General features: G+C 50.8%; 23 protein-coding genes and 1 pseudogene. 15 read left to right on the top strand and 9 right to left on the bottom strand.

Features of this window, described 5'->3' with window-relative positions:
* Positions 1–6: 6 nt before the first annotated feature.
* The 5 genes from C7B82_RS34050 to C7B82_RS30415 all read right to left on the bottom strand — a co-directional run bounded on the left by C7B82_RS34050 (position 7) and on the right by C7B82_RS30415 (position 5641).
* On the bottom strand, positions 7–2298 hold the full coding sequence (locus C7B82_RS34050) for a protein kinase domain-containing protein (protein ID WP_106261027.1): 2292 nt from the start codon (positions 2296–2298) through the stop codon (positions 7–9).
* A gap of 162 nt (positions 2299–2460) precedes the next feature.
* Entirely contained in the window at positions 2461–3174 is a 714-nt protein-coding gene (locus tag C7B82_RS30430; protein ID WP_106261025.1) for a M15 family metallopeptidase, read from the bottom strand.
* 6 nt (positions 3175–3180) lie between these two features.
* Positions 3181–3429: a membrane protein insertion efficiency factor YidD gene (gene yidD / locus C7B82_RS30425; RefSeq protein WP_106261023.1), complete on the bottom strand. Its 249-nt coding sequence runs from the start codon at positions 3427–3429 to the stop codon at positions 3181–3183.
* Between the two features lie 65 nt (positions 3430–3494).
* On the bottom strand, positions 3495–4262 hold the full coding sequence (locus tag C7B82_RS30420) for a hypothetical protein (RefSeq protein WP_106261022.1): 768 nt from the start codon (positions 4260–4262) through the stop codon (positions 3495–3497).
* A gap of 233 nt (positions 4263–4495) precedes the next feature.
* Entirely contained in the window at positions 4496–5641 is a 1146-nt protein-coding gene (locus tag C7B82_RS30415) for a DUF6528 family protein (RefSeq protein ID WP_106261020.1), read from the bottom strand.
* A gap of 556 nt (positions 5642–6197) precedes the next feature.
* On the opposite strand from C7B82_RS30415, the gene C7B82_RS30410 reads away from it, so the two are divergent.
* The 6 genes from C7B82_RS30410 (at position 6198) to C7B82_RS30385 (ending at position 12016) form a co-directional block, all read left to right on the top strand.
* Positions 6198–6620, top strand: a complete 423-nt coding sequence (locus C7B82_RS30410; protein ID WP_106261019.1) for a hypothetical protein — start codon at positions 6198–6200, stop codon at positions 6618–6620.
* Between the two features lie 97 nt (positions 6621–6717).
* Positions 6718–8052 (top strand): lipid-A-disaccharide synthase-related protein, encoded by a 1335-nt coding sequence (locus C7B82_RS30405; RefSeq protein ID WP_106261018.1) that lies wholly within the window; start codon positions 6718–6720, stop codon positions 8050–8052.
* A 26-nt stretch (positions 8053–8078) separates the two neighbouring features.
* Positions 8079–8486, top strand: a complete 408-nt coding sequence (locus C7B82_RS30400) for a VOC family protein (RefSeq protein ID WP_245940169.1) — start codon at positions 8079–8081, stop codon at positions 8484–8486.
* Between the two features lie 23 nt (positions 8487–8509).
* Entirely contained in the window at positions 8510–9076 is a 567-nt protein-coding gene (locus tag C7B82_RS30395; RefSeq protein WP_106261016.1) for a GNAT family N-acetyltransferase, read from the top strand.
* On the top strand, positions 9073–10434 hold the full coding sequence (locus tag C7B82_RS30390) for a recombinase family protein (RefSeq protein WP_106261014.1): 1362 nt from the start codon (positions 9073–9075) through the stop codon (positions 10432–10434). The genes C7B82_RS30395 and C7B82_RS30390 overlap by 4 nt, the downstream gene beginning before the upstream one ends.
* Before the next feature lie 139 nt (positions 10435–10573).
* On the top strand, positions 10574–12016 hold the full coding sequence (locus tag C7B82_RS30385) for a lysophospholipid acyltransferase family protein (RefSeq protein ID WP_106261013.1): 1443 nt from the start codon (positions 10574–10576) through the stop codon (positions 12014–12016).
* Positions 12017–12143: 127 nt separating this feature from the next.
* Here the strand turns inward: C7B82_RS30385 and C7B82_RS30380 are convergent, their stop codons facing one another.
* A complete protein-coding gene (locus C7B82_RS30380) occupies positions 12144–14384 on the bottom strand; it encodes a hypothetical protein (protein WP_146141318.1) in 2241 nt (746 codons plus the stop codon).
* Positions 14385–14746: 362 nt separating this feature from the next.
* Between C7B82_RS30380 and ureG the strand changes: the two genes are divergently transcribed.
* The 7 genes from ureG to C7B82_RS30340 all read left to right on the top strand — a co-directional run bounded on the left by ureG (position 14747) and on the right by C7B82_RS30340 (position 22478).
* Positions 14747–15367: an urease accessory protein UreG gene (ureG, locus tag C7B82_RS30375; RefSeq protein WP_106261010.1), complete on the top strand. Its 621-nt coding sequence runs from the start codon at positions 14747–14749 to the stop codon at positions 15365–15367.
* 455 nt (positions 15368–15822) lie between these two features.
* A complete protein-coding gene (locus C7B82_RS30370) occupies positions 15823–17220 on the top strand; it encodes an ABC transporter substrate-binding protein (RefSeq protein ID WP_106261008.1) in 1398 nt (465 codons plus the stop codon).
* 98 nt (positions 17221–17318) lie between these two features.
* On the top strand, positions 17319–18266 hold the full coding sequence (urtB, locus tag C7B82_RS30365; RefSeq protein WP_106261007.1) for an urea ABC transporter permease subunit UrtB: 948 nt from the start codon (positions 17319–17321) through the stop codon (positions 18264–18266).
* A gap of 57 nt (positions 18267–18323) precedes the next feature.
* On the top strand, positions 18324–19580 hold the full coding sequence (urtC, locus tag C7B82_RS30360; RefSeq protein WP_106261005.1) for an urea ABC transporter permease subunit UrtC: 1257 nt from the start codon (positions 18324–18326) through the stop codon (positions 19578–19580).
* 120 nt (positions 19581–19700) lie between these two features.
* Entirely contained in the window at positions 19701–20498 is a 798-nt protein-coding gene (gene urtD / locus C7B82_RS30355) for an urea ABC transporter ATP-binding protein UrtD (RefSeq protein WP_106261004.1), read from the top strand.
* Positions 20473–21186: an urea ABC transporter ATP-binding subunit UrtE gene (gene urtE / locus C7B82_RS30350; protein ID WP_245940168.1), complete on the top strand. Its 714-nt coding sequence runs from the start codon at positions 20473–20475 to the stop codon at positions 21184–21186. Before urtD ends, urtE begins: the two co-directional genes overlap by 26 nt.
* 281 nt (positions 21187–21467) lie before the next feature.
* Entirely contained in the window at positions 21468–22478 is a 1011-nt protein-coding gene (locus tag C7B82_RS30340) for an alpha/beta fold hydrolase (protein ID WP_106260999.1), read from the top strand.
* A gap of 527 nt (positions 22479–23005) precedes the next feature.
* Here C7B82_RS30340 and msrB read toward each other — a convergent pair.
* Both msrB and C7B82_RS31755 read right to left on the bottom strand, forming a co-directional pair.
* Entirely contained in the window at positions 23006–23518 is a 513-nt protein-coding gene (gene msrB, locus C7B82_RS30335; RefSeq protein WP_106260997.1) for a peptide-methionine (R)-S-oxide reductase MsrB, read from the bottom strand.
* Between the two features lie 116 nt (positions 23519–23634).
* The gene (locus C7B82_RS31755) at positions 23635–23844 is read right to left on the bottom strand and encodes a hypothetical protein (RefSeq protein ID WP_146141317.1); all 210 of its coding nucleotides are present in this window, start codon (positions 23842–23844) and stop codon (positions 23635–23637) included.
* A gap of 86 nt (positions 23845–23930) precedes the next feature.
* Between C7B82_RS31755 and C7B82_RS30330 the strand changes: the two genes are divergently transcribed.
* Entirely contained in the window at positions 23931–24452 is a 522-nt protein-coding gene (locus tag C7B82_RS30330; RefSeq protein ID WP_106260995.1) for a cell division protein SepF, read from the top strand.
* A 91-nt stretch (positions 24453–24543) separates the two neighbouring features.
* On the opposite strand, the gene C7B82_RS32865 is transcribed toward C7B82_RS30330, so the two are convergent.
* A complete protein-coding gene (locus C7B82_RS32865; protein ID WP_181357805.1) occupies positions 24544–24801 on the bottom strand; it encodes a hypothetical protein in 258 nt (85 codons plus the stop codon).
* 31 nt (positions 24802–24832) lie between these two features.
* On the opposite strand from C7B82_RS32865, the pseudogene C7B82_RS30320 reads away from it, so the two are divergent.
* Positions 24833–25063: pseudogene (locus C7B82_RS30320) on the top strand (DUF815 domain-containing protein); the annotation flags it as partial.
* Positions 25064–25067 lie beyond the last annotated feature (4 nt).

Here is a 25067-nt window from a genome sequence, read left to right as displayed (position 1 = left end):
GAGGACTCACGCGTCTCCGTTTTTCCAGATCCGAATGGTGCCATCCCAACTGCTGCTGACCAGAGTTTGGCTGTCATGGGTCAGGGCGATCGCAGATATGACTGAGGTATGCCCAGACAGGGTGGCAAGCTCTTTGCCAGTGCGTGGTTGCCAGAGTTTGAGCGTATCGCTGCCTGTGACCAGAAGCTTGCCATCAGGACTGAGCGTGAGGGCAGTCACGCGACCAGATTCTGGCTGAAGGGTGCGCTTTTCGCGTTGGGTGCGCGTACTCCAAAGCTTGACAGTCCCATCCCAGCTCCCGCTGACAAGGGTTTTGCCGTCTGGTTCAAATGCCAGCGCTGCAACCGTTTGCACATGCCCTTTCAGGAAACGAGGTTCTCGTCCTGTAGCTGTTTTCAAGTTCACATCCCAAAGCGCTACTGTGCCGTCACTACTGCCGCTGGCAAGCCAAAGCCCATCAGGGCTGAACGCCAGCGCTTCGATGCGTCCCGCTTGTCCCGAAAGACTAGCCCGTTCCCGATTGGTCTCCAAGTCCCACAGCTTCATTGGATCATGGAGACTGCCGCTGGCAAGCGTCCGCCCATCTGGGCTGAGGACAAGGCTGAGAACGGTGTCGGTATGCAGGGCGATCGTGCCCAGGCGCTGCCCCGTTTGCAGATCCCAGAGTCGGATGCTTTTGTCTGCACTACCGCTAAGCAACACCGTCCCATCTGGACTAATGACAAGGCAGTAGATCACATCCAGGTGCCCGGTCAGGGTTCGCAGTGGTTGTCCCGTTTGTACATCCCAGAGCTTAATGGTGGTGCCGCTGCTGCTTGCCAAAAGCGGCTCGACGGGGCTGAGCGCGATCGCATACACCTTCCCTGGATTAAGCAGTTGGTGGATACAATGCCAGGTCGGTAACGCTTTGGGTGCTTTGCGTCGGGCTGGGGAAGCCTCCTCCCGCTGGGGCTTGGGCGCGATCGCCTGCGCAATGACCTGTACCGCTACTGATGCGGCTGAGCGGACAGTACCGGGTGTTTGAGCGGGTTGAGCCAGTACCGCGATCGGCTTGGACTGAGGCGACGATGCGGAATGGCGGGGCACGGCAGGAGAAGGGGAAACTTGTCCTTCTGACAACCCCCCTTCTAGATCGCGCAAGACATCGGTTGCAGACTGATAGCGCCGATTCACACCCGGTTCCAACAGACGATCGAGAATATGTCCCAGAGTCTCACTGACCGGTGTTTTCAAGTATTGACGCCAGATCCAGGTGTTATCGCTGGTGTCGAACAGATCGAAGGGCGATCGGTTGGTCAACAAATGAATACAGGTCACACCCAGGCTAAATAAATCGCTGGCAAAAACGGCTTTGCCCCGACTTTGCTCTGGTGCCAGGTATTCTGGGCTGCCGATCGTCGTCCCGGTGTTCACTAAGGCAGTGCCGATGGCAGCTTTTGCCGCACCAAAATCGACCAGTGCCAGGTGTCCTTCATGCGTTTCAGCCGATCCAGACAGTTGCCGTCTCTCGTTGAGCAGGCGACTCGCCTTTGCGACCAGTTGCTGTCGCTGAGCAAAGGGCAAATCGGCGTAGCTGGTAAACTGTGCTGCCATCTGTTGCCAGTGGGTATACGTGGCGATCGATAACGCTCTCGGTGGTTGAGTAAAGCCCTCACGCAGCCGATCGCTAAAGCGGCAATCGCTCACAAAATCGATGTACCCTTGTGCGGCTTCCAGTGAAAGCGCTTGTAATAATTCAGTCCACTCTGACGATCGCGACTGCCTGGCAACGTTTCCAGTCGCCATGCGAATAATGTTAGGAGGCTTGATATCGCGATGAATAACGCTGTGAGCATGGATAAACTCCAGCACAGGTAGCAGCCCCACTAACACTGCCCGTACCTGCACTTCTGTAAACACGCCGTGTTCGTGCAGCAGCTCTGCCAGGTTTTTGCCGTCCACAAACTCCTGCACCAGATATTGCTGTTCCTCCTGGCTAAAGTAGGCTAACAGCGCTGGAATTTGTGGGTGATTGCCCAGTTCTTCCAGGCGCATTGCCTCTCGTTCAAAGAGCTGGGCGGCTTTTTTTAAATGCTGAGCATCCTGGTTGGCTGGCAGAAACTGCTTCACCACACAGCGTGGCTTGGATGGTTTGTCTTCGTCGATCGCCAGAAAGGTTCTGCCAAACCCACCCTGACCGATCGGCTTGATCGGTCGGTAACGACCTTTGAGCCGCAGTGTTGCGCCACAGTTGCGGCAAAACTCTACACTGTCTCGATTTTGAGGCTTCCGACAATTTGGGTTGAGGCAGTAGCTCATACGATCGGGAGCAATCAGCGACTAGATGATTATGATAAGCGGTTACTGGGGATTGTGAGGGGAGAGGGGAGAGGGGAAAGGAGAGAGGGGTTAGGAGTCAGCAGTCAGTAGTCAGCATGCAAGAACTCAGAACCAAGTCATAACTCTTTTGCCCTCATTCCCTCATCTCTCATCCTGCATCCTTCCATACCGCGCCACTACACCTCCCATCGTTCCCTGATTCGTCAGCCATGCCCACATCTGATCGCCCAGGCAGAAGTGCCACCACTCGTTGAGGTGTTGCTGAAAGCCAGCGGCAAGCATGACCGATCGCAACAGTTGGCGATGCTGGTGAAACGCGCGATCGCGCAGGTCTTCACTCAACGCAAAATGGTCAGGGTATGAACGGGGTGAAAGCTCATCGATCGGTGACCCCATGTCCACTACACGATCGGTCTCGTCCACGAGCGTTAAATCGATCGCACCTCCGGTACTATGTGGCGGTGGTGTGGCGGGATTTGCGCTTGGCGCTGCCCAAAACTCGTAAACCAGTTCTAAAAGCTCCTGACGCTGCAATTCAGTCAGCTGATCCGGCTGCAAGCCTTTTGCCTGAGCGACTTCCCGCAACGTGTAGTCCACCATGTATTGCTGTACGGCGATCGGGCGATATGCATCAAAAATTTGTAGCCGCCAACCAGGATGGTGCTGTTGCAGCGTAGTCTGAGCTTCACTCAACCGCTGAATCACTCCGTCACGCAGGTAAAAGGGTGACTTATTGCCATACGGCGCACCTATTTTGGCATAGGGATGAGGGCACACAAAGGCAAAGTGGTCTTCAGGAATGGGTAGTAGGGGTTCATCACACTCGACAATCGCAACATGCTGGTAGGGTTTCATAGCAGCTTAAAGCTCTTCCCGTTCCAGTGGCTCAGGCTGCGATCGCAATGGTACCGGATCGTAACCGCCAGGGTGAAAGGGATGACAGCGACAGATGCGTCGTGCGGCTAACCAACCGCCTTGCAAGACACCAAAGCGATCGACCGCTTCCAGCGCATACTGCGAACATGTTGGCTGAAAGCGACACGTTGGCGGCAACAGCGGCGAGAGAAATACCCGATAGCCGCGAATAAGTCCTATCAATAAGAGTTTCATACTGCCAGTTTATCGTGGTGAAAGAAGACTCTTGACTCGACATCTATCGTCAAAGACTTTTGCCTTTATGCCGACTTGATAAAGCGAATCAGTTCGCGCGCCTGATTGAGAAATTGGCTATCTTCACTGAGCTGGGCGATCGCCTGTTGTGCCTCACGGGAAAGAGAAGCATGTTCGGATCGGTTGATTGCTTTGAACTCTTCCTGGGAACTGGCAAGACGAGTAAGATCCTGACGCAATGCCTCCCATTGACGTTGCTGCACACAAATCCAGGAAGTCGAATTATTCAAATCTAATCGCTGGCTCATTTCCTGAACCCTGCCTTCTAGCCCCATGACCCGTCCTCTCAATTCCAGAACATCTTCACGAGGATACTTAAAGCCACTTTGAATCATCGCTAAGCGCCTTGCCAAGAATTGATAGGTTCGGACAGTTGGACGCAAAACAGTCAGCAGAAGCGCAGCGATAGAACCAAAATAACCAATGGCACTCACTTGCCAAAGTGCTAGTAGATAGAGTGCCACTGCGGATAGAAGATGCAACAAAAGTGCAACCCACAAACTTCGTTGTGCAATCATGACCGCATACTGTTGCTGCTCAGCATTCACGCTAATACCTTGCTCAGTAGAAAGGGTCGCATCTACCAGCACTTCCTTTGCTTGAAAATAAACGTTCCATGGCACGATCGTAATTGCTAGTAACCAACTGAATATGGCAATACCAACGATCCAGTTAACCAAACTGCTGACAGGAGTTTGTGTCCAACTGACTAGACCAAAACCTGCTAAAACGAGAAGAACGACGGATGGTATCCAAACCAAGGTATTTTTCATGGCAGTTCTACCCTAACTATTAATCTCAATGCCTCTCAACAACACTGTCTTTCGAGTAGTTGGTCTCACCAAAAGTAAAATTGCCTATGCCTTTGGCAGAGCGAAGCTCTATGCAAGCAGGATTCTATAGGAAAGCATTTCCGGGCATGGAGATATTATGTTTCAACAATTGTGCAAAATGTGGTGACCGTGTGACACTACATCTGAGATCAGGGAAACCGGCAATTGCAACATTAATCAATCCATCTTGCCTTGTAAAGGCGTTCTCCTTTCAGCAAGATTGTTTGCTCAGCCTTCGATTGTTTGGATTCCAAAAGATGTATACGCGAACTCCACCAGTGTCCACCTTCAGCTTGCACATACGCTAGGCGCTTAGTAACTGGATGAACACTAATGCTTTTCACCAGTGTCAGTCGGTTCATCCTTGACTCACTTATAAATGTATTTGACTGTAGATCAAACAGAACGACATCAGTGTCCGTGGTTATGAATAATGTCGATCGATCAAAATTTGGAGAAAGATCATGTCCGCCCGGACTAGGTAATAGGAATGATTGCTTCAATCTTAGTTCTGGTAACTTCGATTCCCACCGAACTAGTTCGTACTGGCGAAGTTCATAGCGACCGAGCGCCCAGAGTACTGTATGAGCCTGATCCCAATAGACCCCATGTCCAGAGTACAACTCGGTTTTCCACAGTGGACGAGCAGACGTGTTAGCGTCAAACAGTTGGAGGGTGTGCCCACCGATGGGACTATCTGCACCAGCGACCACGATGCGATTATTTGGTAGCAAATCCGCAGAGTGTGCTCCTGGTACAGATGCATAAAATAGGGCTTTTCCAGTCGCTTGTTCAACCAGTGCAACGCCATTTGTTGAAGAGGTAATAAGAACTTTCCGCCCTTGCTCGATCGGTTTGCACTCATCAGTAGTGGCAAACTTGGTAACCATCAGTTTTGGAAGACCAGGACTAGTGGCAGCTTTCCATGACCAAATCTTCGCTGGCTTTTCAGCATCGGACGTAAGCTTAAGAGCGAATACCTCATCCCAGCCACACACAAAGAGCGTGTCGGCAGTATCGATATGGTTGGAAAGGGGAATGACATTCTTTTCTTGAGCGTTTGCAAAGGGTGGTAAGGACGGTGCCCCCACCAGGACACCAAACGTTATGACTGGAATACTTAGCCCCAACAGTAATTGCCATCGTTGGTGTAACAGGCTGGCTACTAACAAAACAGGCAACGGTACAAACAGATAGTCAGCCGTGGCATTAACTAGCAGAAGCGACCAGAGGTGATCAGAGAACCCCAGTCGTAAGATCAACCACAAAATAGAGAATCCGACGTAACTCCATCCAATCCAGAATAAGAATTTACGCATTGCTTGCCCCGAAGTTTGTGACGATCTGTCTTGAGCAAAGTGAGTTCAAGGCGCTTTAGTCCTAACGGCGTCAGTGAGCAGCCTCACAACCTATAAAATAGCAGGATTGCTCATTGACGCTAGCAACGCAAAGGATTGCGCGTTAGGATCTCAGCAAATCTCTAGGAGAAATGCGGTGGGCAATCCGTGCTTCTTTTTCTCGGATTTGCCTTCGCGCTAGTGTAAACAATTTGCTATTAATCAGAATCATCGCAACATTTTTCATAAACCTCTCAACATTGCTGATGAATGGCGCATGATCAATCATAATGCTTGCAACGTTTTGCTGAACGCTTCAACAGTCCTTCGCAATAGCGATCTGGTTTTTATAAACATCCCGACCATTTTCAAAAACCTTTCGTGTTTCTAGTCTTTGTTCTGCAAAACTACGGTTTTTACCAATACGTTTGTGTGAAATTACAACAAACTTCCTCAGAATCACGGTGAACAGCGCCATGTTTTCCTCGCTACCTTAAGGCAGTTCTTTCACAGACTGTTCTCTTTAAGGAAGGTGCACATGCCACGCCCGAAACGAAATTCACGCGTGTTAGCAAAATCAGAACGCCAATTGGAATCGTTGCAGTCGATCGAGCGTATGCTCGATTTTGGCAACGGGGTGACGGCACAGGCATACGCCGATGTGATTGACCAAATGCGGCAGAGACTTGCGTACTACAACACGCTGCTGTCAACCGTTGATGATGCTCAGCGAGACGTTGAACTCACCGAGCAAGCTCTCACCGATCTGTCTAAACGGCTGATGGTCAACGTAGCAGCGCGTTACGGTGAAGACAGCCGAGAATATCGCATGGCAGGCGGAAAGCCACGCTCCACTGGACGACGATCTACGTCCCGCAGCACGACTAACATGCTTCCACCTACACCTGTAACTGAAAGCAGCGCATCGATCGTACAAAACGGCACTAGAGTAACCGCCTAAGTTCAGTGGGACAAAATTAAAGCTAAAGGGCACTAATTTGTCTGGTGGTCGTCTATCTGCCTTATTCTAGCCATCAGTCCTCAGTCTCCTGCTTCTCATGCGCGTACTCTGTCTCAGCAATGGTCATGGTGAAGATGCGATCGCCCTCCGCATCTTGCGCGAACTTCAGCAACAATCCGAACCACCAGAACTTGCAGCGTTGCCGATCGTGGGTGAAGGTCATGCCTATAGCGATAGCGGTATTCCTCTCATCGGTTCTGTTAAAACCATGCCCTCTGGCGGCTTCATCTATCAGGATGGGCGACAGCTTGTACGCGACATTCGAGGCGGCTTACTCCAACTCACCCTGGCACAACTCCGCGCCATTCAAGCTTGGGCAAAAGAAGCAGCCACCCCCACACCCCACACCTCGTTCGGCGAGGCTCACGAGCCGCCACACCCCACACCCCACTCTCTCATCCTTGCTGTCGGCGACATTGTACCGCTCCTCTTCGCCCGCTTAAGTGGGCTTCCCTACGCCTTTGTAGGTACCGCCAAGTCAGAATACTACCTGCGTGATGAGGGTGGTTGGTTGCCGCGCCGATCGTGGTGGGACGATCGCCTCGAACGCTGGACAGGCTGCATCTACCATCCGTGGGAACGCTGGCTAATGAGCCATCCCAATTGCAAAGCAGTTTTTCCCAGAGACACAATCACGGCAACGAGCCTTAAGCGTCGAAACATTCCAGCGTTTGACCTGGGCAATCCGATGATGGATAGGCTGGATTGGGAGGGGGAAGGGGAAAAGGATAAAGGCTTAAGGCTTAAGGATGAAGAGCGGGATTTAGCGTTTAACCTGAAGCCGTCTGCCTTGACGATCGCCCTCCTGCCTGGTTCGCGTCCACCGGAAGCGTATGCCAATTGGGAAACAATTTTGCAAGCGGTGAATGGCATGATTGCGCAGATGCCGCGACCGCTGACATTTTTGGCGGCGATCGCGCCTGGACTGGAGACAGAAACGCTCCACAAAGCCTTAATGGCGTATCGCTGGCAGCAGGTGGCGGAGGGTTCTTACACCGTCGGTTTGGGCGATCGCAAATCCACTTTGGTCTTGGCGCAGCGTCGGTTTGCGGAGTGTTTGCATCGAGCGGATGTGGCGATCGCGATGGCAGGCACTGCAACGGAACAATTTATCGGACTGGGCAAACCTGCGATTATCATTCCTGGTAAAGGTCCACAGTTTACGCCTGGTTTTGCCGAGGCGCAGACTCGCTTGTTAGGGGCATCTGTGATGCTGGTGAAGGAACCCGATCGTGCTGCGGCTGTCATTCAATCTCTGCTACAAAATCCCGACGCGCTGCAAACGATCGCCGAAAACGGTCGTCGTCGCATGGGTGCACCCGGAGCCGCAAACCGGATTGCCCAATGCTTGATGGAGATGTCTGTGCAGTGAGAAACGCTTTTTAAGAAACGCCCTTGATGAGTTCCGGTATTCTGGAGATTGATGCTCACAGGTTGATCACCATGAAGATTACTCGCTGCCTACACACTGCACTGCTGGTTTCAGACTTGGAGCGATCGGAGCAATTTTACGGCTCTGTCCTGGGGCTAGAGAAAGTCGATCGTGTGCTTCGCTTTCCTGGAGCCTGGTATGAAGTGGCTGGCTTCCAGATCCATTTGATTGTTGCCGATGCGTTCACCATTGAACTGAACAACCCTGAAAAATGGGGACGTAATCAACACATTGCTTTTTCGGTCGCCAATTTGGATGCAGCCAAAGAACAGCTTCTAGCACACAATTGCCCGACTCAAGTAAGTGCATCTGGTCGTGCTGCCCTCTTTACTCAAGACCCCGATGGCAATGTGATTGAGCTCGGTGAGGTTTAGCAAGCTTGATCGGTGTGGTTTTAATGCAGCAGGACGATGTTGCCATTCGCCTCATGCAAGACGACATGCAGGATTATCAGCTGATGGCAAAGTGGCTTACTGATGAAGCGGTGTTGGAATTTTATGAAGGCAGAGATAATCCGTATCCGTTGGCAAGGGTTTTAGAAGCGTATCGTCCCAAAGTTTTATGGCAAGAGGACATCACACCATGCCTGATTCTGTACCAAACTGAGGCGATCGGCTACTTACAGTACTATCCCCTCACAGAGTCTGACAGACAGGAGTATGGCGACTACGACATTGGTGAAAGCATTACCATTTATGCCGTTGACCTATTCATTGGCGAGTCGCATGATTGGAATCAAGGCATTGGTACGAAAGCGCTGTCAGCCGCTTTGACCTACCTGTTTGAGCATCTGCAAGCTGATAAGGTGTTGATAGACCCACATGTCAGCAACGCCCGCGCCATTCGATGCTACGAAAAGTGTGGCTTTAGCAAGGTTAAGCAGCTGCCTGCCCATGAACTGCACGAAGGCAAGTATCGGGATTGCTGGCTCATGGTGGCAGATCGATCGCACCCGGCACAATGAAAATTATTGCCTATCTCTACAGCGACCCTTTACTCGAACCAACGCCCGATCGCGATCTGTGGGGTTGGGACATTGATCATGTCTATCAAGACTTGGCGATCGCCACCGTACCGAAAAAAGGAAAGGAGAGTGCGGCTCGGCAGCAGTGGCAGCAGCTTCTCGAAGACTGTCAGGCAGCACCAGCGGATTATCTGCTTATTCGGCGCGTGGAAGAATTGGGTGATTCTGTGCAGGCAGTGGGCGATCGGCTGGCTGAACTGGAAGCGTTGAACATTCGTCTCATTGTGACAGAGCAAGCAACCAGCACAATGCCTCCTGCTTTGGCTGACCAACCCATCCTCAAGGGGGCAGATTTACAGGCAGATTTGCTCAAGCTGTTGCAGCAAGTACAGCGCGAGCAACGGAGTCGTCGCATTCGTCAGGGACACGCTCAGAACCGCGTGCAGGCGTTACCACCACCGGGAAAAGCACCCTATGGTTATCGACGCAGCAAAAGTCGCTATGTGGTCGATCGCAGCACGGCTCCGGTCGTCAAAGACTTTTTCGAGCAGTTTTTGCTCTATGGATCACTGAATGGTGCGGTGCGTTATTTGGCGAAACGCTACGGTAAGAAAATCGCCGTCTCGACAGGGCATCGCTGGCTCACCAATCCCGTTTATCGTGGTGATCTGGCGTATCAAAACGGTGAACTGGTCAGCGATACGCACGCGCCCATCATCTCGCGTGAAGAAGCCGCTCAGGTCGATCGCCTGCTGCGACGGAACCGCCAAATGCCTCCCCGCACTGCCAGCGCACCACGTTCTCTAGCAGGATTAGTCGTATGCAGCGAGTGTCGATCGCCCATGACTGTCACCCGTGTCTCTGCACCCCGCCACGATCGCGAGTATCTCTACCTGCGCCCGACTGGATGCACCCAAACACCGAAGTGTGGGGCGATCGACTACGGCGCCATCCTCCAGCAAACCATTGAACGCATCTGCGAAGACCTGCCTCGCGCTGTAGCCGGTGGGGATCTACCCGATGTGGGCACAATAAAACAGGGTATCGGTGGCGCGATCGCTGCCAAGCAAACCATCCTCGCACAACTGCCGCCCTTGGTCACCAGCGGCGTTCTCGATCAAGAGACTGCCGATCTCCGCGCCTACAAACTACGGACTGAAATGGCTGTGCTCCAGAGCAAACTGGCACAGCTTCCTCCAGTAAATTTACAGGCAATCGCTCAGACTGTGTCTATCCCCCAATTCTGGCTCGACCTTTCTGAAGCGGAGCGTCGTTTCTACTTCCGCGAATTTATTCGCCAAATCGAACTGATCCGCAATGAGGAAACGTGGAAGCTGAAGCTGATGTTTATCTTTTAGAGAACAGAAGAGAAAGAGAGTTTTGAGTAAAGCGGCTTTCAGCTATCAGCGTTCAGCAGTCAGCTTTTACCTTCTATCATCTAGCTTCTGCTTCCTAATAACTAAAAACTAACAACCAACAATTACGAAGGAGACTCCCTTGCCTCGCCTTATTCGCCAAGTGCAACCGCCATTGGAATTTATTCCACCCAAGCTCAACCTGACGGTTGTGAAAGTGTTGCAATGGCTGTTGCCGCTGATTATGCGATCGCGGACGCCCTTGAGGCAGGTTGAAGCCCACAATGTCGAGGTCTTAGTGGATCTCTATCGCCAATTTCAGGCAGGGAAGATCCGACTGCTGCTAGCGTTTCGGCATCCCAGTGTGAATGACCCCTTTGCATTGGCAACCCTGCTCACAAACATTGTGCCCAACGTCGCCCGGCAGCAAGGGATCACGCTGCGACGTCCGATTCATGCCCACTTTATGTACGATCGCGGGATTCCGCTGTGGGCTGGTGCCAGGATGGGCTGGCTATATTCTCGTCTGGGTGGCACTCCCATTCATCGCGGTAAGGTCGATCGCGTTGGCTTGCGGTCTGCTCGCGATTTATTTGCCAATGGCTCGTTGCCGTTAGCCGCCGCTCCTGAAGGTGCCACCAATGGTCATACCGAAATTGTGAGCCCGTTGGAACCAGGACTAAGCCAACTCGCTTTTTGGTGCGCTGAAGATTTAGAAAAAGCCAATCGCTCTGAGACAGTTCTCATTGTGCCGATCGGCATTCAGTACCGCTATATCACCCCACCCTGGCACGCCATTGACCAACTGTTGACGGAGCTAGAGAAGGATGCAGGACTCACAGTGAATCCAAGCCATGCCGCTGTTACTGGCGAAGATGGCATTAACAAAGACGTTCTTTATGGGCGACTGTATCGCCTGGGGGAAAATTTGCTGTCGGTGATGGAAGCGTTCTACAGCCGCTTTTATCACCAGGATCTCGCGATCACTAAGGACTACAGCACTCCTGCTTCAGACCCGGCAGCGACGCCTTCCCATGCCGCCTTCGCCACCCGACTGAACGCATTAATGGATGCCGCCCTAAAAGTAGCAGAGCAGTATTTCAACCTGCAGCCCAAAGGTAGCGTCATCGATCGCTGCCGGCGCTTAGAACAGGCTGGTTGGGACTATATCTACCGCGAAGACCTGAAGGCGATCGACCAGGTTTCGCCCCTGGAACACGGATTGGCCGATCGGATTGCAGAAGAAGCCGACCTCCGGATTTGGCACATGCGCGTTGTTGAAAGCTTCGTTGCCGTAACGGGCAAGTATGTACTGGAAAAACCCACCGTCGAACGCTTCGCCGAAACCACGTTATTGATGTGGGGTATGGTGACGCGCATCAAAGGCGGCAACTCCTTCGATCGCCCCAAACTGGGTAAACTCAAGGCTATTTTGACGATCGGTCAACCGCTTTCGGTGTCCGATCGTTGGGACGACTACAAAAGCAGCCGACGGAACGCTAAGCAAGCGGTTGCCACCTTGACGCAGGATTTGCAAACGGCATTGGAGCAAATGGCAAGAAGTCAGGGAAACGCTAAAGGATAAGGGATGAAGGCTAAAACTCCTTACCTCTCTCCCTGATTGACTGACAAATCTTTTGCATCATTGCCCGAATCGCCCTCTCCCTAGCCCTCTTCCAATTTGGGAGAGGGAACCGGAATCAAATCACCCCTCATTTCGCCGTTTCCTTGGTGGCTGCGGTTTGGGGTTTGCTGCCAGAATTACGCACGTTCATGATCTTGCCGAGCAGGTCAAACCAGAAGGGGGCACCCATTGCGATCGCCAGACCACTAACAATCCAACCAAGCAGAATTTTGAGCGCATCGATCGGTCTCGATACAATGAGTTGGGAGATTTTGTTTGGAGTGAGGGTCCCTCGCTCAGAAAGAATGTCACAGGGAGTGCTGGTCGGCTTTACGTTGTTGGGTTGAGCTGGGGAGCCAGGAGGCGGAGGCGGAGGCGGAAGGGGGCACTCAAACTGTTTGGAAAAGTTCTCCGGTTTCCAACCAATTGGAAGCGATAGATCGTCGAGGGCTGTATCAGTCTGTTGCTTTAAATCTTTAAGCTCCTGATCTAATGGCTTGACTGGTGCTGAAGGATCTCTTGTAGGCAATTGTGCCGCTTGATCCGTGATGACTTTACGTAAATTTTCATCGTTGGATAAGCGGTTCACAATAAAAAAGGCATCTGCGTTGGTGGCACTTGCCAGTAATAATCCAATTAAGATTGCCACGCCTTTTGCATTGCGTTTGTAAACACCAGAAGCGCGTTCCATTGAGCGATCGAACCAAACTTCGACCTCTGTGCGAAACTGACTGACATCATGGCTAATCTGTTGCACTTTCGACTGCGCTCGTCTGGCAAGAATTGCAAAGCTATCTTTGATCGAGTTGGGTAGTTTTCCTAATGCTTGCTGGATCGTTTTATAGGTTTGATAGTTGTCATAAACTGAGCGATCTTCATTGGTTAAGCCCAACTTTACAAAGACGATATTGATGACAATATACCGTTGCTCATTGCTCAGTTCTTCCAGGCCCTTGTTGATGATTACTGTCCGTTCATCGCCACCAAACTGGTTGAGCACCGCACTTAAAACTTGTTGCCGTTGTTCTGCGCCCAATTGACCCAGCGCTTTATGAAGCGTGCGCCGCTGCTGCTTCAGCAAATTCATCTGTGGGTTCTGTCTGGCTCGATAGGTTTTGCGTCTGCGATTGGTTAATTGCTTTTCAACGGTCTTAAAGATATCTGGCACGATCGCGACAAACTGTTCTTCAACAGTCTCAGGATACGCCTGCACAATCTCTTTTTCGATCGCTTCGGGATAGGACTCTAAAAGCTGCTGCTCCAATTCAGGATTGACTAGCGCTTCTAGTGGCACTGCTTTTTCAAGCAGCGTTTTGTATGACTGAGCAACTTCTTGATAGGTGGTGCTGCTTGCATCAACCAGTTGAGCAATTTCAGATAAGCTTGGGCGCAACCCACCAGACAGGATTGCCCGCTCGTTATCTGCACCAAAAAGGCTCAATTTAAACGCTCTTAAACGCTTTGCGAAATAGACTAAATCTTCGTCATTGGTTGAAGCAGTCGGCGCCGATTCCGGTATTTCAGATGGTGCCGCCGCTGGATCAAACCCTTGAGACACTTCCATTGAAACCGGAGAGATGGTAACTGGCTCAGTCATTTGAGCAGTGGGCAATGGATAATTCGCAATATACGCATCCAGGCTTTCGCCCATACGCTCGACGCAGGTATTTAATGTTGTTGCTTCAACCGTATAGTCGTGAAGGATATCAGCATACTCTTCTACAAGCGTCGCGAAATTGGCATCATTGGTTAAGTCTTTTCGGGCTTTTTCAGCAATGAGCCGAATTCTGCCCTTTTCCCAATCACTCAACGGCGCTTCACCCTCTTGTACCTTAAAGCCTCCAACAATTCTGATGGCGAACTTTTCTAGCCTCACTTCGGTGAGCTTTCTCGCTAAGGTTGACATCCCCACCCGTTCGAGTAGCGAAGTTGAAAAGGTCTCTGGAGCAATGTAAGACGGGCCTGAAGATTGCTGAGTCCCAAACGCCCCCTTTCTGTTACCAGGAATCAACCAACGAGTAATTTCGCGTGCGCCTTTGGCAATGAAGCTTTTTGATTCTTGGTTAACGTTTTTTAGCAGTGGATCGTCGTAGAGGTTACTGACTAGAACTCTGACTTCTTCTGCTTCGGGAGTACTACTACCACCGGCCAGAAACACTTCGATCGAGTCTCTTAAATGTTTTGCTCGCCACTGGAACAGCGTTGTGAGCAGTTCCTGAAGCTCTGATGCGAGCAAGCTAAGAATCAAGTAGATGAAAATTAAGCCGATCGCAACATCTAAAACAAACGGTATACCCATAGAGACTGACCCCGTAACGAGAGAACCCATTCAAACTCAAGTTTGGCGAATGAGCCAAAGTACTATACAGCCCTATTGAAGGGTTTCTTCTTTACTTAAACAAAACTTAGTGCGTTAATTTGAGCCGATCTTGACGGTAGAGCCGCAGACAAGATGCCGCAAAGGCATGGGTCTTTCGCATAATCTCCTGTAGCAAGGATATAACGCGAAAAAGCCTTGATCGTGTCCTCTGCTGGAGGCATCTCCAGCAGCTAAACCCCGTATGTGTTCGTGAGGCTTCAACAGCTAAAAGGCTAATCCCTTTGTGGATGAGATGTAGTCTGGTAAACTTCTCAAACGTCCTCAGGACTGACGCAGAAAACGTCTGGCTACAACCCACAAGCTAAAATTCTATGAGTGCTTTTCGAGTTGGAGTCGCGGGTCCAGTGGGGTCGGGGAAGACAGCGCTGGTGGAAGCGTTGTGCAAGGCGATGCGCGATCGCTACCACCTGGCAGTCGTCACCAACGATATTTATACCCAGGAAGACGCGCAGTTTTTAGTCCGGAGTCAGGCACTATCGCGCGATCGCATTCGTGGTGTGGAAACAGGCGGTTGTCCACATACTGCGATTCGAGAAGATGCGTCGATGAATTTGGCGGCGATCGAAGACCTGGAGCAGCAGTTTCTTGATCTCGATCTGGTGTTTGTCGAAAGCGGTGGCGATAATCTGGCAGCGACGTTTAGCCCAGAACTCGTCGATCTCACCATTTATGTCATTGATGTAGCAGGCGGCGATAAAATTCCTCGCAAAGGTGGACCCGGGATCACCAAGTCTGACCTTCTCGTGATCAACAAAATTGATCTCGCTCCTCACGTCGGTGCCGATTTAGACGTGATGGATCGGGATGCCAGGAAAATGCGGGACAAGAAACCCTTTGTGTTTTCTAATCTCAAGACACAGCAAGGCTTAGAGGCCGTGATTGACTTTCTGACCACTAGCCTACCGCCAAGTATGCGTAAGCTTTCAGTGTAGAAGCCATGAGCTTAGGGTGGTTAAGGTGTCAATTCGTAGTGATTGGCCAAGGCTCAGTAGTTGGCTTTTGTCTGATCGCTGCTTGCTGATATACGGAGATTTCCAGAAAGCAGATTACCCATAACTTGCCTGCTTCAAAGAGTGATGCGAGACCTTGCAGTCCCTACAGTGTCAAAGCTTGCTCAGAAATCGCCTTAAAGCTCGTCGCCCATTGTCGAGTTTACTTCTTCGTCAGGCTAACCATTTGCTTCAGTTCTATGACTTCTAGCGGTTACCGATGTCGGTTTGTATATCCTGATACAAATACTGTGCAAGCGTAACTCTAATATCACTCAGTATTGCAACACGCCTCTATACGCAGGATGACTTAACAACCGTTGAGTGCGGCGATGGCTGCAGCTTAGCAAGTGTTCGATTGTGCATATGAGATTTTTACAGGTAAGGAGAATTGCTTAATGAAGTCGCGTCAGCCCCTGATCGTACTGGGTGGTATGAATCGTCGTCGGTTTATCCAGTATGGTTCACTTGCACTTGGCTCTAGTGTTGTTGCTGCTTGTTCTGGTGGCACTCCAACGGCTGAGACCTCTGCCTCTCCTGGTGCCAGCCCTGTTGCATCAACTGCAGCTGGTGACGGTATTAAAGTTGGGGTGATGTATTCCACCACGGGTTCGATCGCGATTGTGGAAAAATCGCTACAAGACGCTACGTTCTTGGCGATCGAGCAGATCAACGAAGGCAAAGGCCCCTGGTCTGGCAAGCAGGGCATTAAGGGCAAGAAAATTGAAATGGTGGTCGTCAACCCCGACTCCAACTGGGATTTATACAACCAGATGTCTAAGCGGTTGATTGACGAAGATAAAGTGGTCTGCGTCCTGGGTTGCTACACATCTGCTAGCCGCAAATCCGTGCTGCCTGTCTTTGAAGAAAAAGACAAAATGCTGTACTACCCAGTTTATTACGAAGGCAACGAGTGTAGCTCCAACGTCATCTACACGGGTGCTGCACCGAATCAGCAGATTACCGATTCCATCCCCTACTGCGCGAAGAACTTTGGGAAGAAGGGTTTCTTCATCGGTTCTGACTATATTTATCCCAAAGAAAGCAACCGGATTGCGAAAGCCGAGCTTGTGAAAGCGGGTGGACAGGTGGTTGGCGATGAGTATGCTGCACTGGGTACAACCGAATTCATCACCATCATCAACAAGATTAAGCAAGCGAAGCCTGACTTTGTGCTGAGCAACCTGGTGGGCGACAGTATTCCTGCGTTCTACAAGCAGTATAAAGATGCTGGCTTAACCTCAAAAGACACGCCCATTATGGCGTACCCCACCACCGAAGAAGAAATTCAGGCGATGGGTTCTGAATTTGCAGCCGGTCACTACACCAGCTTTAACTATTTCCAAACGGTGGATACACCTGAAAACAAAGCGTTTGTAGAACAGTTCAAAGCGAAGTTTGGACAGGATCGTGTCACGAACGGTGTGATGGAAGCGGCCTACCTCCAAACCTTCTTTATGGCACAGGCGATGGAGAAGATTGCGGAAGCAGGAAAGGAATTTACCACTGCTAATATCCGCGAGGCGACCCGTGGACAAGAGTTTAAGGCACCACAAGGTACCGTTAAAGTTGACCCTGACAACTATCACACCTATCTTTACTCCAGAATTGGTAAGTGGAAAGAGGATGGACAGGCTGAAATTGTCTTTGCGACGAAGGCAGCAGTGAAGCCGATTCCCTGGAGCCAAGCGCTCTACAAAGGACGGATCTGCAAGCACAAATCGCCTGACGATCGCAGCAACCCCAATGTGGAAACCAAGAAGGATCTTCCCGTTGAGTTTCTGAAGCAGGCTTAACACCTTTAGGTCTGAGTTTGGCTGGGTGCGATCGCGCCCAGCACTACGTTCACGGAAGCTGGTTTCACAGATGTCGTTCTGGTTGAGTAAGGGGATTCATGAACTTTATTTCGTCTCTGGTCTATCTGGCGCAGTCCTCGCCACCAGCGAAAAGCTTTGACTCGATCGCCTTTGCCAATCAGCTCTTGAATAGCGTTGGCATCATCGGTATTTTGCTACTGACAGGTTTAGGCTTGGCAATCACGTTTGGGGTCATGCGGATTATTAACCTGGCGCATGGCGAATTCATCATGCTGGGTGCATACACCACCTTTGTGCTCCAGAAGAACTTCAAGATGGATTTGTTGATGACTATTCCGTTCGCGTTTATTGTGACAGCGGTCATCGGCGCGATCGTCGAAATCACGATTATTCGAAAGCTCTACGGGCGGCCGTTGGAAACCCTGCTGGCAACGTGGGGCTTGAGTATTGTGCTGCAAGGCGTCGTCAAACTGATCTTTACGGCACAGCTGAAATATGTGAAAGCGCCCCCCTACATTAAGGGCAATCTTTCACTGTTCAAGGCCGGCGGTCAGTCAGTTGAAATTTCTTACTATCGGCTGTTCATCTTCTTTGTGGCGTTAGCACTACTGGCACTAACTGCCTTTTTGCTGTATAAAACATCGCTCGGTCGTCAGATTCGTGCAGTGACTCAGAACCGCGATATGACTCGTTGCCTGGGCGTCAATACGAGCCTGGTAGATATGGTGACGTTTGCCTATGGTTGTGGTCTGGCAGGCATTGCAGGTGCTGTCATTTCGTCCTTGAAGAGCGTGGCACCACCCATGGGTCAAGATTATCTGGTCGATGCCTGGATGACTGTAGTGACAGGTGGTGTGGACAAATTAGTCGGTGTGCTGGCCGGTTCGGTGCTGATTGGTTCCGCCAACTCAGCGATCGCTTACTTGCTCAACGACCCTGCTGCACGAGTGATTGTTCTGTTCGCGGTGATTGTCTTAATCCGCTACCGTCCAGAAGGTCTATTCACGGTTCAGAAGCGGGCTTAGAAAATCGCACCACGCGATTCAGTTTATTTTTCGCCATCAATGTAGGGGGATTTCAACGTGACAGAGGTAATGGGTCGGCTGCGACAATCAACCGTACCAGTCAAGTTACTGGCGATCGGAGGTATTGCCTTTTTGATTCTCGCCATTCTGCCGTTTGTCGCTGGTGAGTTTCAGGCAAACTTGATGGCAAAGCTTCTGCTGTTTGGTGTATTGGGTGTCTCGCTCGATCTGGTGTGGGGCTTCACGGGTATTTTGAGCTTTGCTCATGGCGTGTTTTTTACGCTGGGTGGTTACGCGATGGCGTATTACCTGAAGCTGAATCTGGCTGCCTCGGCGAATACCTATGGTGGTACGCTGCCTGACTTCATGGTGTGGAATGGGTTGAAGGAACTGCCCTGGTTTATCGCACCACTACAGTTTTTCCCGATCGCGGCGATCGCGATGGTGGCACTTCCCGCCGCCTTTGCCTACATTATTGGCTCCTTCATCTTTCGCTCTAAGGTGAGTGGCGTTTACATCACTATCATTACGTTGGCGATCGCCTCAGCGCTGACCACCTTCTTCGTGAGCCAACAAGCCTACACGGGAGGGACAAACGGTATTACGGATGTTTCGAGACTGACTTTATTTGGTGGTTTGGTCATTCCACCCATCGGTCTTTATTTCATGATTCTCATCTTCGCCGCTTTTGTGCTGGCGGGCAGTTATTGGTTAACACAGTCAAACTTTGGCTTGATTCTGCGCTCCATCAAAGAGAACGAAAAGCGCATCTCTTACCTGGGTTATGACGTTGCCAGCTTCAAGATTTTCGTCTGGACGTTATCAGCAGGCATCGCGGGTATTGCGGGTGGTCTTTTTGTGCCGTTGAACCGCTTTATTTCACCCGTCTATTTAGGTGTCGCGTTTGGGACGCAGGTCGTCATTTGGGTCGCGGTCGGTGGTCGGGGTAGCCTGGTGGGTCCCTTAATTGCGGCTATTTTGCTGGGTCAATTGCAGAACTCTGTAGACCGTGTGACGCAAGATTGGCAACTGATTGTCGGCATTATTTTGCTGGTTGTGGTGCTGTTTCTGCCCGATGGTCTGATGGGTCTGCTGCCAAAGCAGTTCAAGCTGGCAGATCAAACGAGCGTTGAGCCTGCACCCACTTCAAGTTCCACATCGGGATTTGTACAGGCGCGAGTGTTTGATTGGGCTACCCCACTGCAACAGGCAATTCACGGTTTAGCGCGATCGTTCACGTTGCTGTTAAAGACCGTGCGTGGTGCGGTTCGATCGTCCGCTCAAACATCCAAGAGACAGTCCAGGCTGAAATAAGCCTTGAACGAACCCGTGTTCCTCAAGGTCGGTTTACAAATCGCTATCTACATCACAGAATCGCGCTGACAGGGAATGTTAGGTTACGTTAACAAATTTGAACACAGTAAGGTCAGGTCTATGGATACACTTCTGTCTACCAGCGATTCTAAGGTAGAACCTCATGAAGCAATTTTGTCTGTGAGAGATGTGAGAGTCGTATTCTCAGGCTTTCAGGCGATTAAGGGCGTCAGCCTGGACGTGGGTGACAAGGAAATTGTTACCATCATCGGACCAAATGGCGCAGGCAAAAGTACTCTCATGGATGCGATCGTGGGCAAATCGCCTGTTGCGTCTGGGCATGTTTTCTATCAGGGGCAAGAGATCACCAATAAAAGCCCCCACGAGATCGCACACATGGGCATCGGGCGCAAATTCCAAAACCCTAATGTTTATAACGAACTGACGGTGTTTGAGAACATTCTGCTGGCGCTGAAAGGGTCACATGGCGTGTTTGCTTCCATCAAAACCAAGCTCACCAGTGTCAAGAAAGCCAAAATCGAATCGGTGCTCGATCGCATTGGTCTACTGGATAAAGCCTTTACCAAAGTGTCCTCGCTTTCCCATGGGCAAAAGCAATGGATTGAGATTGGCATGGTGCTGGCTCAAGATCCGACCGTGGTGCTGCTGGATGAACCGACAGCGGGCATGACCCCCGACGAAACCCACGAGACGGGCGAGATTATCAAAACGCTGGCGAACCAACACGCTGTTGTGGTGATTGAGCACGACATGGAGTTTGTGAAACAGATCGCGCAACGCATTGTGGTGCTGCATCAGGGTGAAAAGTTGACCGAAGGCTCCGTCCAGGAAGTACAGACAAATCCCAAAGTTATTGAGGTGTATTTAGGTCGTGAACGAATCGATGCCGCTGCTTAATCTGACCGATGTGACTGTTTCCTACGGTCAAACGCCTGTGCTGTTCAACGTCGATATGGCAGTTGAAAAGGGTGAAATTGCCTGTATTTTGGGTCGCAATGGCGTTGGTAAGACGACGCTGCTGCGTAGTGTAATTGGTCTGAATAAAGTGATGTCTGGAAGCATCGTCTTTGATGCTGACGAGATCACTAAAACGCCGACTTATTTACGTGCTCGGTATGGTATTTCGTTCATCCCTCAGGGACGTGAGATCATCCCTTATCTGTCAGTACTAGATAACTTGAAGCTGGGAATGACGGCAGCTAAAAATAAGCCGAAGAAAATTTCTGAAGAAATCTTTGAGTTCTTCCCGATGCTGAAACAACACCTGAAGCGCCAGGGTGGACTGTTGAGTGGTGGTCAACAGCAGCAGTTAGCGATCGCGCGCGGCTTATTGAGTAATCCCAAAATTATGCTGCTGGACGAACCCACTGAAGGCATTCAACCCTCGATCGTCCAGGAAATTGAAGAAACGCTGAAGCGCATCAACCGTGAAAAAGGCATTACGGTTGTTGTGGTTGAACAGAAAATTGACTTTGCGCGTCAGCTTGCCCAAAAGTTTTTCATTATGGAGAAAGGCTCGGTTGTGGCGAACGGCCATACTGCTGATTTGACAGACGCACTGGTACACAAATATCTTGCAGTTTAGCCATTTCACCTGTGATTGAACGTCTGGGCTATGTGATTGAACGTCTGGGCTAACAGTACAAAACTTGCTAAAGCAGTTTTAAGGCTTGCGCTGCAACGCGTTGAATTTCTTTAGTGAACGTTGCCCAGCTAGCCCGTGGTTGATAATCACCGGTGGGTGCCATGCCAAATGAGTGAGTTCCTTGCAACCCTTCTCTAGTGAGGGTGACTCAGTTTGTAGTCGATCGTGCTGCACAACGGCATGATCCTGCTTTTGCATATCCAAAGATCAGGGTTTCTCTCATGGTTGACTACGAATTTTTTGATCTTGGCGACTTTTCTCTCCAACGTGGTGTAACCTTGCGCGATGCCAAACTGGCATACAAAACCTACGGGACGCTTAATGCAGACAAGAGTAACGTCATTGTCTATCCGACCTGGTACTCCGGACAGCACTACGATAACGAGTGGCTCGTCGGTGAAGGCATGGCGCTTGATCCAAAAAACTATTTCATCATCATCCCCAACATGCTTGGGAACGGGCTTTCCACCTCGCCCAGCAACAATCCCCAACCCTACAACAAGAGCCGTTTTCCCAACGTTACCTTTTACGACAACGTGCGCGCGCAGCACAAACTTGTCACCGAAAAGTTTGGCATTGAAAAAATTGCCCTTGTCGTTGGTTGGTCAATGGGTGCAGGGCAGACCTACCAATGGGGCATCAGCTATCCAGAGATGGTGGAACGCATCTTTCCGTTCTGCGGTTCAGCGAAAACCAGCTTTCACAACATCGTCTTTTTAGAAGGCGTGAAAGCGGCTTTGCAAGCAGACGCTGCCTGGAAGGGTGGCTGGTATGATGAACCACCCACGACTGGGCTCCGTGCTGTGGGGCGTGTCTATGCTGGCTGGGGTTTGTCGCAAGCGTTTTATCGCGAAAAAGTATATCTCCAGATGGGCTATTCGTCATTGGAAGACTTTCTGGTAGCGTTTTGGGAAGGCTTTTTCCTCAAAAAAGACGCCAACAACTTGCTGACGATGCTGTGGACGTGGCAGAACGGCGATATTAGCCAAACGCCTGGCTTTGACGGCGATTTTGAGAAAGCGTTAGGAGCCATTAAAGCGAAGGCGATCGTGATGCCTGCCGAAATGGATCTCTACTTTCCACCTGAAGATAACGAATACGAAGTGAAGTATATGCCCAATGCCGAACTCCGCGTGATTAAATCGGTTTGGGGGCACTTTGCAGGCGGTGGCGTGAATGCCGTGGATACAAAATTCATTGACGATAGTATTAAAGAATTGTTGGCAAGCTGATTGGTCGATCGCGCGCCGCACAATCAACTCATGCACTTCTAATATCGTGATCGGTGCAACGCTCGCTTGCCATAGAGGGATGTCCCATTCGTATGCCGTATCGCCTTGGCTCTGCACCTGAGCCCGTGCACAAACGTTTGAAAGGCTGCAGGCAACGAAGCCCTCTCCTGTTAGAAAGCGTGGATCTACGGACTTAGAAAGAAACGCTGAGGCTAATCTTTGCCTTAATTTGAGTACTATATCGGATGGTTTTAGCAAGCAGAGAAACCAGAATTGATATAGATCTGAGGAACGCACTCGGGAAAGCTAGACAGCTATAGGGGGCAACTATGTTCGTTTAGCTTTTGCGTTTAGAAATGCGTCCTTACAGGCAGATTGCCTGACCCTGGGGGCTTATTAGGGTCAGGCATTTTTTTGACTATCTTTAGCCCTTTAAAGCGTGCTGCCTCAAACTGTTGCTTCTAGCCGCTTCAGACTTTGGGCAGGCATCATCCACTGAAATCGATCGTCCCTCGCTCGAAGCTGGCTCAGCCCGGAATAAATTTCATTGCTACCCCGTTCATACAGTAGCGTTTTCCCGTCGGTTGTGGCCCATCGTCAAACACATGACCCAAATGCCCGCCACAGCGGCGGCAATGCACCTCCACACGCGTCATAAAGAAGGAGGTATCGGTTGTGGTGCCGATCGCGCCTTCAATGGGCGCATAAAAACTGGGCCAGCCCGTACCGCTGTCAAATTTAGCTGTGGATGTGAATAACGGCAAAGCACACGCGGCACAAGCAAACGTGCCTTTGTCATGCTGCTGATTGAGAGGACTGGTACCCGGCAATTCCGTTCCCTGTTGGCGAAGCACCTGAAACTGCTCTGATGTCAAGATTTTGCGCCACTCTGGCTCTGGTTTAGTGATCTCAAAGCCATTGTTGGTCGTTTGAGCATGGGTCGTTGTCATCTCAGCTCGCGCCCTTCCCGGAAAATAGCGTGATAACCCGGCTGTGCCAATCATGGCTGTACCAGCCCATAAAAAATAGCGCTTCTTCATGTCTCTGTTTTGTTACTGCGTTGTCAGTTAATCCAGCCACGAAAGCACTGCTAAGGCTGAGCTACTATCATGCGCAAAGTACCTGAACCCATGATGAAAAACGTCTTAGAAAGCGTTCAGGAACCTCTAAGAAAACCATTACTTGGGCTGGTGCAAGCTGCTTTTGGCAGTGTAGAAACCCAGGTATAAAGCTGAGTATGACCCGAATCTAGTGCCAGCAGCTGCTGTTTATCGTCTTGGTGCTCTAGCCGAACGGTTAATCTGCCCGTCCTGATCCGGTCTGAGCGGAACTGTCCACGATCGAGTGCCAGCACAATCGAAGCCACCACCACCGCATCAAAAATTACCTCTGGTGAAGATTGCGATCCTCGGCTAAGATGGAACGCATGAACTAATCTAAAGGTTGGTCGTCATGAACATCTTTCGGCGCGTATGGGACTCATTTGGGTTTGAGGATCGCTACGACGAAAACGAATATGACTACGAGTACGAGGAAGAAGACGGTTCCGCCTATTATTCCTCTGAGACGATGGATGCCATGCAGCAACCAGTCATGCCGCCCAATAATGTGGTGGGGATGCCAAACCGCAAAATGGCGCATACAGAAATGTACTTGATGGAGCCACGCTCATTCGAGGAAATGCCTCAAGCGGTTACTGCGTTACGTGAACGGCGATCGATTATCTTAAACCTGAGCTTGATGGATGCCGATGCGGCACAGCGGTGCGTTGATTTTGTAGCCGGGGCAGCCTTTGCTATTGATGGGCATCAAGAGCGCATCGGTGAGCATATTTTCCTGTTTACGCCCAGCTTTGTGCAGATCAGCAGCTACCCAACGATCGCGCAAGCGGCACCGCAGCGAGCACCCATGCCACCTACCCACATTACCCCGCCTGCGCCAGCCTGGGGCAATATGACTCAGATGAGCCAGTGAAAAGGGTAAGTGAAGCAGCCATGAGAGCCATTTTATTAGCAGGAAAGCCGAAAGTACCAAATTCTACCGTCATTTTCGCCGGTAGATGATGTCATTCCAGCAAAGTATGCAGCAAAGACGCGTCCATCTTTGAAAAGAATCTTCTGCCGCCGATTTGTTGATTCCATTCCCATACCCCAACCTTGGCCGCTTGAGTTGTTAAGATGTAGCGTTCCTGGCTTTGATAGAGCTTGTCCTCGGCTCGTTTGCGTTCGGTAATGTCTTGGAAGTACCACACCCTCCCGTAACAGTCTCCTGAGGGCGATCGCCCCCCTCCCAGCGATGGCGATGAAGTCCATGCCTGGGACACCTTACAGGAAAAGCTCTCGTTCAGCGATCGCTTCGGCTTAACGCTGACCTTTGAGCCCGCTAATCAAACGACCTATTTGCAAATCATCCACCATCTCGCCAAGCAAGCGGGGATTCAGCTGGATTCAGAGGGGTTGGAATTCCAGGCGCTGCAATGGGCGACTCGACATAACGGGCGATCGGGCCGCAGTGCGCGACAGTTTATCAATTTTCTCACCGCTGAATTGGCGGGATTGAGGCGTGGGGAAGAAGGTAAAGAGTAAGAGT

Source organism: Stenomitos frigidus ULC18 (assembly GCF_003003795.1).
GTDB lineage: Bacteria > Cyanobacteriota > Cyanobacteriia > Leptolyngbyales > Leptolyngbyaceae > Stenomitos > Stenomitos frigidus_A.
This window is presented reverse-complemented; position numbering and strand designations above follow the sequence as displayed.